This window comes from Chamaesiphon polymorphus CCALA 037, from assembly GCF_003003845.1.
Taxonomy (GTDB): Bacteria; Cyanobacteriota; Cyanobacteriia; order Cyanobacteriales; family Chamaesiphonaceae; genus Chamaesiphon; species Chamaesiphon polymorphus.
The window spans coordinates 1-10,866 of sequence record NZ_PVWO01000166.1; the positions used below are offsets into that span (position 1 = coordinate 1).

Annotated in this window: 6 protein-coding genes; 5 read left to right on the top strand and 1 reads right to left on the bottom strand. The window is 46.6% G+C overall.

Annotation, left to right across the window (positions count from 1 at the left end):
- From C7B77_RS14010 to C7B77_RS14025, 4 genes are all read left to right on the top strand, one after another.
- Positions 1 to 1,028: DUF4114 domain-containing protein (locus C7B77_RS14010; protein WP_146138321.1), on the top strand; the 1,028-nt coding region annotated here is incomplete at its 5' end.
- Positions 1,029 to 1,500: 472 nt separating this feature from the next.
- Positions 1,501 to 3,840, top strand: coding sequence for a DUF4114 domain-containing protein (locus C7B77_RS14015; RefSeq protein ID WP_146138322.1), 2,340 nt, complete (start codon positions 1,501 to 1,503; stop codon positions 3,838 to 3,840).
- Positions 3,841 to 4,158: 318 nt separating this feature from the next.
- The gene (locus C7B77_RS14020; protein ID WP_106305732.1) at positions 4,159 to 4,983 is read left to right on the top strand and encodes a peptidylprolyl isomerase; all 825 of its coding nucleotides are present in this window, start codon (positions 4,159 to 4,161) and stop codon (positions 4,981 to 4,983) included.
- 253 nt (positions 4,984 to 5,236) lie between these two features.
- The gene (locus tag C7B77_RS14025) at positions 5,237 to 8,275 is read left to right on the top strand and encodes a type I secretion system permease/ATPase (RefSeq protein WP_106305735.1); all 3,039 of its coding nucleotides are present in this window, start codon (positions 5,237 to 5,239) and stop codon (positions 8,273 to 8,275) included.
- A gap of 365 nt (positions 8,276 to 8,640) precedes the next feature.
- On the opposite strand, the gene C7B77_RS14030 is transcribed toward C7B77_RS14025, so the two are convergent.
- Positions 8,641 to 9,285 carry a Crp/Fnr family transcriptional regulator gene (locus tag C7B77_RS14030; protein ID WP_106305738.1) on the bottom strand — a complete coding sequence of 215 codons (645 nt, stop codon included), beginning with the start codon at positions 9,283 to 9,285 and terminating at the stop codon, positions 8,641 to 8,643.
- 148 nt (positions 9,286 to 9,433) lie between these two features.
- Between C7B77_RS14030 and glcD the strand changes: the two genes are divergently transcribed.
- On the top strand, positions 9,434 to 10,866 hold a 1,433-nt coding region (gene glcD, locus C7B77_RS14035; RefSeq protein ID WP_106305741.1), incomplete at its 3' end, for a glycolate oxidase subunit GlcD.

Genomic DNA, 10,866 nt, shown 5'->3' on the forward strand with positions numbered 1-10,866 from the left:
ACACCAAGACTACTCTAGCCAACAACCTATTTATTACCAATGCTGATACCCAAGGCTTGGGTGTCAATGCTGTCAGCAAAAGAGTAGATAGCAAAGTTAATGAAATTGGCTTTTTTGCTGTTGACGATGCAACTGGTAAAATTGGTGGGGTTGCTCCAGGTGCAGCAGGTTATCTCAAACTAGTCGTCGATTCAGCTAAACCAATCTTCTCTCATTTGGATGGTAGTTTCTTCAGTACTAATAAACGCGAAATTAGCTTAGATCCGAACAAAATTTACCAATTTTTTCAAGTGCAAGATGGTTCGATCGCGGATCTGCAACAACAGATTGCCAGCGGTAAGACGCCTACGAATATCTTATTTGCACTCCCCGACGCCAGTGGCAAGAGTCCATTCAAAATTAGTACCAACAGTACGAATGACGGCTATCAAATCTCAGTTAATAACGGCGATCTGAGCTTAAATGTGTCCGAGCTTGGTGTTGCCAAACCGAATATCCCGATCGGTGCTAAATCTCAAAGTTTAACCCAAGGACGGATTATCGATTTGTCTGATGCCGTTTTTGCAGGTAAAGCCCTCAAAGCCGATATCGTTACCAAGAGCGATGCGCTCTATAACAACAGTATTGGTTTCTACGCGATCGAAGACGCCAATGGTACTATTAAAACTGCCACTGGAACATTCAAGCCTGGTGATGCTAACTATGCGATCGAAGCCATCAAGAATGTGGTGTTATCGGCAGGTAAAACCGATAGTAAACTCGGTCAAACCCTAACTGGCGGTAAAATCTACGCCCCTGTCGTCGTTGCCCAAGGTACATTCGCCGATTTTGTCAGTAAAAATCCGAACAACAATAGCACCGATCCGAATGCGATTCATGCTTATTTCAACTATCTCGGTGCCAACCCCGACAAACTCGATCATTTCCGCCTACTTGGAAATAACAACTTCGGGATCGAAGATCTGTATGGCAGTGGCGATCGCGACTTCAATGATATCGTTGTCAGCATCGACGTCAAACTAGTTTAACCGATCCGATTATTATCGGCATTTATTTATCGCAGCAGGAGTAATTTATCGATTACTCCTGCTGTTTTGTGGCGTTCGATCGCGGGGGATCGCGAAGACAGCACAGTCTCAGGAGAGCTGTTCGCGCCTTCTAGAAATCTAGTAGCCTGTTTCAATACCCGAACTTATATTAATTTATATGTATTTTTTGGGTTGTACGATAGTCAAGCGCATAATTGCCGATATTTATGATATCCTTTCAACAAATTGAATTATATGTATTTTTGGGTAACTAATATTTCTGGCTGTTCGGCAAACATCGAGCGAGCCAATTATTAACTGGCATTATTAATTGGTACTCATTTCTGGCCAAACCAATCGTTGTCAAATATTTCGAGATCGATCGAAAGTTTGAGACATAAGTTTGTGCTGTAAACAAACCGTCCAGAAAACTCAAATTAACGCATCGCCAAATAGGCAATACCCCGACAACATGACAGACATTACTTTAGGTCAAAGCATCACCGGAGCTTTAACTGCTACCGACCCCAAAAATACAGATGGCAATTACTACGACGAATATAACTTTACAGGTTTAGACGGTTTCCGTCAGCTCACCATCAACGTTCAACGCCCCGAGGGAACGACTGGCACTACCAATATCGAGCTGATAAATTCGCTAACAGGGGCTGTCATTGCTGCCAACGTCTTTTCTGGAGCGGGTAAACTTTCATTACCAGAAACCGTCTTTCCTGGTGTCAATTACAAAGTGCGGGTCTCCAATCTCAACTTAGGAGCCTACACACTATCAGCCGCAGATAGCGGCAAAGCCACCTCGATCCTCAGCAATCTTACTCCTGTATCGATTAACCAGCGATTCTCTGGTGTAGGTACCGTCGGTGCTAGCGGTACATATTTTCCGCTGGCAACTTCATCGAGCAATACAACTCCACTATACGATGTCGCACTAGCTAGCAACGGTCAATTTTATGGGATTGGATTCTCTGGTACTGGTAACCTGTTGTATCGGATCGATCCGAGTGTCGATCGATCCAAGCAAATCGACTTAGCAGGTGCTTCTACAGATCTAAGTACGATTAAAGACTCTACCGGAAACACTCTGAGCGGCAGTATTAATGCGATCGAATTTGCCACTGATAACAAACTCTACGCGATCGATATTACTACTGCTGGCAATAAATTCTACACGATCGATCCTACCAACAAAGTTGCTACTTTAGTCGGCGATCTGCCCACAGGTTTTGTCAGTAGTGGCGATCTCGTCTATGATGCGCCTAACTCTCGATTCTTCGCTACAGCTTTCGATACCGACGCCAGCGACGCACTGTGGCAAATTCCGCTAGCTAACCCCAGTGGTGCTAGTAAAATCGGTCAAATCGGCTTTGTCAGCGTACTCGGTCTCGATTTTGAAGGCAGTCAACTAACCGGATTTAATAACAAAACCGATGGCACTGGTGCTAATAAGATCGCGATTTCTCCTGCTACGGGAGTAGGTACGCTCGCACAGTCGATCTCTGGTACTACTAGCATTGGTGGATCTTCGACTGTTCTCGCTCTAGCGACACCCACACCCACACCTACTCCAACGCCAACGCCAACACCTACACCGACTCCAACACCTACACCTACTCCAACACCCACACCTACACCGACTCCAACGCCAACACCCACACCGACTCCAACACCCACACCCACACCTACTCCAACGCCAACTCCCGCACCTACTCCAACTCCAGTTATCGATCCGATTCCCAATCCCACACCTCTGCCAGTAATACCGATTGGGGGTTTGAGTTTCAATAATAATCTGCTGAGAGCAGATAGCACGGTCGTCGGTTTTGGTGTCAATCCTGTCAGCAAAAGAGCAGATAGTAAAGTTAGTGAAATTGGTTTATTTGCTGTCGATGATGCGACTGGCAAAATTGGTGGTGTCGCTCCAGGTGCGGCAGGTTATCTCAAATTAGTAGCCGACTCCGCTCGATCGATCTTCTCGGCTCTAGACGGTAGTTTCTTTAGCACTACCAAGCGCGAGGTCGGTTTAGAAATCAATAAAACCTATCAATTCTTTGAGGTAAAAGACGGCTCGATCGCTGAAGTTAAACAACAGATTACAAGTGGTAAGACGCCTACTAATCTAGTATTCTCACTGCCAGATGCCAGCGGTAATAGTCCATTTAAAATTACCTCATTAGGAATAAATGATGGCTATAAAGTATCGATAAATAACGACGAACTGACCTTTAATGTCTCCAACCTTACTGGTGCGACACCGAATATTCCCATCGGTGCCAAATCCCAAGGTTTGGCACAAGGACGCATTATCGATCTGTCCGATTCTATTTATGCAGGCAAAACGCTCAAAGCCGATATCACTACTAAAAGTGATGCAGCTTATAGCGATAACATTGCCTTTTATGCGGTAGAAGATGCCGTCCTAGGGACGATTAAACTAGCCAACGGTACGATCCTCAAACCGGAAGATGCGAATTATGCAGTCGAAGCAATTAAGAGTGCGGTAGCCTCGATGGGTAAAACCGATAGCAAGCTCAACCAAGATTTCGCTGGCGGTAAAATTTACGCGCCTGTGGTTATCTCTCAAGGTTCGCTCGCCAGTTTTATCAGCAATAATCCGACTAATGGTGGTGATGGCAAAGCGATTCACGCCTACTTTAATTATCTAGGTGCAAATCCTGACAAGCTCGATCATTTCCGTCTAATTGGGAATAATACATTTGGGATCGAGGATATGTATGGTGGCGGCGATCGTGATTTCAACGATCTCGTTGTCAATGTCAACGTCAAAACCGTCTAGAGGATGAGTCATTTTTGACCTTAATATAGATCCCCGACTTCTCTAAGAAGTCGGGGATCTGATGTCCTAATAAGCTGGCGATCGACATATATTTTCATTCCGATCGAGTGGTATTATAATCTCACTTCATGGAGATTTGTGCCAACTGACTGAGGCGATCGTCATCGGCTGACGATCGTTCGTAATGTCGCCACATGCGCGACAATAACTAGGGTGCAAGTTTAACCAGGCGTTAATATCTCGATAACCTCCCCTCGGGCAATTACTGAGATAATCTGTGCAGGGTGCTCTCCGTCAGCCTTGAATCAAAGTATTATCATGAAGACAACTGCAAACCTGCAAGAACCCAGCATTGTGACTTCAACCTTTCCGCTTCCAGATCGGCCAGAACAGCAACAGAATGACGAACTAGATACTCCTCTCAAACGGCTATGTCAAAATGCCATTTCTGGAGAAGAAGTTATTGGACTTTTACAGAAATATTGGATGCTACCGCAATTACAACGAGAAATAATTCTCGATGAAGAATTAGCATCTATTATGTGTAGTCAAGAGGAAATTTTTAGTGCTTATAAAGCTTTTTATCAAAAATATCAGATTAATTCCGATGAAGATCGCGCTACTTGGTTAGAACGCAATAATTGTACGCTCGAACAGTTCGAGCATTCAGTTATGCGAACGATCAAGCTCGATCGTTTCAAACAACTGACTTTTAATGGTAAGGTTGATTCCTACTTTTTACAACGCAAAGCTCAACTCGATCGAGCTATCTATTCCTTGTTGCGAGTCAAAGATCCGCATCTAGCGCAAGAACTCTTCTTTAGAATTCAAGACAAGGAAGCCACTTTTACCGAGCTTGTCAAACAATATTCCGGCGGACAAGAAGCCGAAATCGGTGGCGTAGTCGGCCCTCACGAGCTATCGGTGCCGCATCCATTATTGGCGCAGAAACTCAGTTCGCTCAAGCCAGGACAATTGTCTCCTCCGGTACACATTGCCGACTGGTTTGTCGTAGTCAGATTAGAAAAATATATACCCGCACAATTAGATAAAACCATGCGATCGCGATTGATCGAAGAATTGTACGAACAGTGGTTGCAGGCGAAACTAAATCAATTAAAGGTTAAATTAGTCGATCGTTGAATTATTATGATGTAATCTTGATTCGCTATAATAATATTTTGACTGAAAGGTGAAGTTTCAAATTTCTGTTATTTGTTGACTGTCGATGCTTGTTGTTGTTTCTAGGTTGCTAAAAGCAAGGTTTAAAATTACTCGTCCATGTTAGATGAAATATTTTTAGAATACGAATTTAAAATCTGCTCTAAAAACAACCTTTTATCTTCTACCCTCTACCCTCTGCCCTCTGCCTTCTGCCCTCTGCCTTCTGCCTTTTATGACTTATACTCCCACCACTCCCGAAGCCTTTCTCGCTCAAATCGAGCCATTCAATCGGCTTTCGGCAAGTACTCAGTCTAGACTCGCCAAAGTCGCTCAGTATTATCGCTATCATGTCGGACAACCGATCGCCCTACGAGATCGGATGTCGGCTCAGATTAATATCGTCGTCGAAGGTACAGTCCGCCTGCTGGGATACCCTTCCGAGCATACTTCTCCCGTCACCCTAGAGCGACTGGAAACTGGCAGCACGATCGGGGCAATTGGTACGATTAGGGGCGTTCCGTGCGAATCGGCGATTGCTTCGACAGAGGCTATTTGCCTGAATATTCCCACCGAATCATTCATGGAGATGGTTGCCAAAGAACCGATTTTACAGGAATATTTTTATCGACCGACCGCGATCGAAATTTTTGAATTACTGCGCTTAGAACTAGAACAGCACCCCAATCAAGAACAATTATTGCAACTCTTGGGCGTCGATTCGCTCAAAGAATTGGCTCTCAAAGCAGTGGACTCGGCGGTAGTTTACACATCGCCGCAGGATATCCCCAGCGCACTCAAAAATTGGGATTGGTTTGTCGCCAGCCAGTTAGATGCCGCATCTGCAAGTTCGGCAGCACGGATTTATGCCATCGGCGATCGGATCGATCTCGATTCCTTCCAGTCCAAACACAAACTCCGCCTAGTGGGGATTTCCCCCGATATCTTACGCTTTACGGCAACTGAAGATCGCGATCGCATCATTGATATCGATGACTCGATCGAAATCGATCGATCTTCCGATCTCGTCGTCGCCACACCGTCCGAAATCCCCTACGCGCCAGATCTCCCGCTGACGCTAGATAAACCCGCTAAATCGGGTCAAAAATATGCGATCGTCCGAGGCAAAGGTCAAATCGATGGTAGCGTTGCTTGCTTTGAGATGCTCGCCAATGAGTTCAAAATTCCCTTCCGGCGCGATTCTGTCCGCAAAATAGTCGCCCATCATATCGAGCAATCTGGTGGCGGTATTTCCTTGCAATTTTGTGGAGCGGTAGTAGACTTTTTGGGGCTACAGGGGCAGTTAGCAGGCATCTCCGTCGCCAATATCCAGCGGATTCAGGTACCAGCCCTAATTAAGTGGGAAGACCGCCTAGCCGTGATTTGTGCCGTCTCTAACGATACAGTGACGATCGCCCTACCCGATAGCGGACTGATCCAGCGCAGCCCTCAAGAGCTAGTACTCAACCAAGCATCGACAACCGAACAACCCACTGACGTTATCCCGATTCTCCTAATCCAAGCCACCCGCTACACGCCAGAGCAAAAATTTGGCATCAGTTGGTTTTGGCCTTCTATCGTGCAATATAAGGGAGTATTAATTGAGGTCTTAATTGCTTCGTTCTTTATCCAATTATTCGGGCTGGCAAATCCGTTAATTACTCAGACGATTATCGATAAAGTCTTGATGCAAAATAGCGCGACTGCGTTAAATGTATTCGGGGTACTTTTAATTGGTGTCGCCATCGGCGAAGCCTTATTAACCAGTTTGCGGACGTATTTGTTTGCCGATACCACCAATCGGATCGATTTAGCGTTAGGTTCGCAAATTATCGATCGATTATTGCGCTTACCGCTGCGTTACTTTGAAAAACGCTCCGTCGGGGAACTCTCCACCCGCGTCAACGAGTTAGAAAATATCCGCCAGTTCCTGACAGGTACCGCCCTCACCGTCGTCCTCGACTCGGTATTTTCGGTCATCTACATCGTGGTGATGTTGATTTATAGCTGGCTGCTGACACTCGTCGCCCTGGCTACACTCCCACTCTGTATTCTCATTACTACCGCTGTCTCGCCGATCGCGCGCAAACAGTTACGCGACAAAGCCGAACGCAATGCCAAATCTCAGTCGCACCTAGTTGAAGTAATTTCTGGCATTCAAACCGTCAAAGCCCAAAACGTCGAACTGCGATCGCGCTGGAAATGGCAAGAACGCTACACTCAGTACGTGATGTCCGGCTTCAAAACCGTCGTCACCTTTACCACCGCCAATTCTGCCACCACCTTTCTCAATCAGATCTCTAGTTTATTAGTCCTCTGGGTGGGCGCGTATTTAGTCCTAGACGGCAAACTCACCCTCGGACAACTAATCGCCTTCCGGATCATTTCTGGCTACGTTACCAGCCCCTTATTGCGGCTGACACAACTCTGGCAAAACTTCCAAGAGACGGCACTTTCGCTCGAACGGATTGCCGATATCCTCGATACCCCGATGGAATCTAACGAGATCGATCGTGGTAACATTCCCATGCCCACGATTCGCGGTAACGTTAAATTCGATAGCGTCTCCTTCCGCTTTGCCCCCACAGGCGCGCTCAACCTCGATAACGTCAACCTCGAATTTGGTGCTGGTAAATTTATTGGTATCGTCGGGCAAAGTGGCTCCGGTAAAAGTACGCTGATGAAGCTGTTACCGCGCCTATATCCCCTCGAATCGGGACGCATTTTAGTAGACGACTACGACATTTCTAAAGTCGAACTCTACTCCCTCCGCCAACAAATCGGGATTGTCCCCCAAGATACCCTCTTATTTGAAGGCAGCGTCCAAGAAAATATCGCTCTCAACCTCCCCGACGCCACTACCGACCAAATCATTCAAGCCGCCACGATCGCCCACGCTCATGACTTTATTATGGAGCTACCCAATGGTTATAACTCCCCCGTCGGCGAACGCGGCTCTGGCTTATCTGGCGGACAACGCCAACGCATCGCGATCGCGCGGACGATCCTCCAAAACCCCCGCCTGCTGATCTTAGATGAAGCCACCAGCGCGCTCGATTACGAATCCGAGCGTCAAGTCTGCACCAATATCGCCGCCGCCTTCCAAGGTAGAACGGTATTTTTTATCACCCACCGTCTGACAACAATTCGCACTGCTGATGTCATCTTGATGATGGATCGCGGTGTCGTCGCGGAGCTGGGGACTCACGACGAATTGATGGAATTAAAAGGCCGCTACTACTGTCTCTATCAGCAACAAGAATCTCAATTGTAAGGAATAGTTGATTTCTTACACAGATCTGTAGGGGCGGGTTTATGAGATCGATTCCGAATAATTCCAAAAATCTAAATCAAACCTGCCCTCCCCACCAATAACCGATCGATCGTCACCACCTCAAATCCCCACAATCGAATCGCACATTATCATCTTCTACACACGAACGAATCGCTCTCGATACTTGCTGGTGGGGTGGGCGGGTTCGTTCAAAATTCCTGGATTTTGGCGATGATTTCTAGCATAAACCCGCCCCTACAGTCCCACTATAATAAATAAGGCATTGCTGGATCTAAGTATGATTCAGCAACGCCTTATAGTTTATTATTTAATCGATCGAGTTCTACGATCTTGGTACCGCCAAATTAATTGCCGATATCACCAAAATAGCGATCGTCTAAAATCAAATGACGATGACGATCGAGCGTCATATAACCTTTAGCTTGAAACTGTGCCATCATGCGACTGACAGTTACTCGTGTAGTGCCGATCGCACTAGCTAACTGTTGATGGGTAAACTTGTAACCGATCCGCGTCTGATTATTAGGTAAAGATTCACCCAGCTCATCTCGGAGCAATGCTAACAGACCTTTTAACCTTTCGACAGTATGCCTGCGACCGTTAATAATCAGCAGTAATTCGGCTTGGCGCATCCGTTTGACTAGTGGCGGGAGTAAGAGCTGCGACAACCGCATCGAACTCTCAATTTCATCTAGTCGCAGCCATCGTAAATAGACAGGGGACAGTGCGATCGCTTGGTAATCTAAAGTTGCAGATTCTTGAGTGCCGAACCACGCACCAGCCGCAGCCCATCCAAATAATACCTGCTCTCCATCTTCATAGTTCGCACTGAGTTGGACTAACCCTTGGGTAACTTGCCATACACCCTCTGGAAACAACGGGATTTCATCGCCTTTGGTATGAAAATACAGCCGCTTATTCAGGACACAAGACTGTTGCTGTTGTTGTTGTGAGTAATCTAAGTCTGTACTTTGAACGATCGACAGCATAATTGACGCTCCAAAATCTGAACCCAATCTACTCGGTCAAGGTAAAATTCAGGTAATGGATAGATTAAGGTTGGTGGATAGTCGATCGTGGATAGTGGATAGTGGATACTTAATAGCGATGCTTGTAATCCAACAGCCCTAAATTTATATGCAGACAGTAGAAAAATCTACAGCACCTCATTGGAAGTCGATTATTGCACAACTAACAGCAGTAGTCGGTAAAAAAGGTATCATTCAGCGGCGAGAAGAACTCATAACTTATGAGTGCGATGGTTTGACAAGTTATCGCGAACGGCCTGCACTAGTTATTCTACCCAAGACTACAGAGCAAGTAGCAGCGGCGGTAAAGATTTGCGACGAAAATAATGTAGCTTGGATCGCAAGAGGTGCCGGAACGGGTTTATCGGGTGGTGCGTTACCCGTCGAAAATTGCGTGTTGATTGTCACGGCACTAATGAATCAGATCCTGAAAGTAGATTTAGAGAATCAACGAGTAGTCGTGCAACCTGGTGTAATTAATAACTGGGTAACTCAAGCCGTCAGTGGCGGTGGCTTTTATTATGCGCCAGATCCTTCCAGTCAAATTATCTGCTCGATCGGCGGTAATATTGCCGAAAATTCTGGCGGCGTTCACTGTCTCAAGTATGGCGTTACTACCAATCATGTTCTCGGCTTAAAATTAGTCATTCCCAGTGGCGAAATTATCGATGTTGGTGGAGAAATTGCCGAAATGCCGGGATACGATCTCACAGGCTTATTCGTCGGTTCCGAAGGTACCCTCGGCATCGCCACCGAAGTTACCCTCAAAATCCTCAAAACACCCGAATCTATCTGCGTCCTCCTCGCTGATTTTGAAAGCGTGGAAGCAGCAGGCAGCGCAGTCTCCGGGATCATCGGTGCGGGTATTATCCCCGCAGGCATCGAGATGATGGACAACTTCAGCATTAACGCCGTCGAAGATGTCGTCGCCACCAAATGTTACCCCCGCGATGCCGCCGCCATTCTGCTCGTCGAAATCGACGGCTCGGCAGTAGAAGTCGTCACCAATCAAGCCCGGATTGCCGCTATTTGCCGCGACAACGGAGCTAGATCGATCGATATAGCAACAGAGCCAGAACAACGCTTGCGGCTGTGGAAAGGGCGTAAAGCCGCCTTTGCGGCAATGGGCAAAATCAGTCCCGATTATTACGTGCAAGATGGTGTCATTCCCCGCACGCAACTATCCTATGTGCTCCAAGAAATCGCGAGACTGGGCGAAAAATATGGCTATTTTGTCGCCAATGTCTTCCATGCTGGCGATGGCAATTTACACCCCTTAATTTTGTACGATAACTCCAAAGCTGGTGCCTTAGAACAGGTAGAAGCCTTGGGTGGCGAAATTCTCAAGCTCTGCGTCAAAGTCGGCGGCAGTATTTCTGGCGAACACGGCATCGGTGCCGATAAACGTTGCTATATGTCAGAAATGTTCACCGAGACAGATTTAGAAACAATGCAATGGGTACGCACGGTATTCAATCCCAAAGAATTAGCCAATCCAGGTAAAATTATCCCCACGCCCCGCACTTGTGGCGAATCGGCACT

Excerpts from the sequence above, each read along its gene's own strand:
- C7B77_RS14015 (WP_146138322.1), top strand. The coding sequence starts at position 1,501 with ATGACAGACATTACTTTAGGTCAAAGCATCACCGGAGCTTTAACTGCT.
- C7B77_RS14020 (WP_106305732.1), top strand. The coding sequence starts at position 4,159 with ATGAAGACAACTGCAAACCTGCAAGAACCCAGCATTGTGACTTCAACC.
- C7B77_RS14025 (WP_106305735.1), top strand. The coding sequence starts at position 5,237 with ATGACTTATACTCCCACCACTCCCGAAGCCTTTCTCGCTCAAATCGAG.
- C7B77_RS14030 (WP_106305738.1), bottom strand. The coding sequence starts at position 9,285 with ATGCTGTCGATCGTTCAAAGTACAGACTTAGATTACTCACAACAACAA.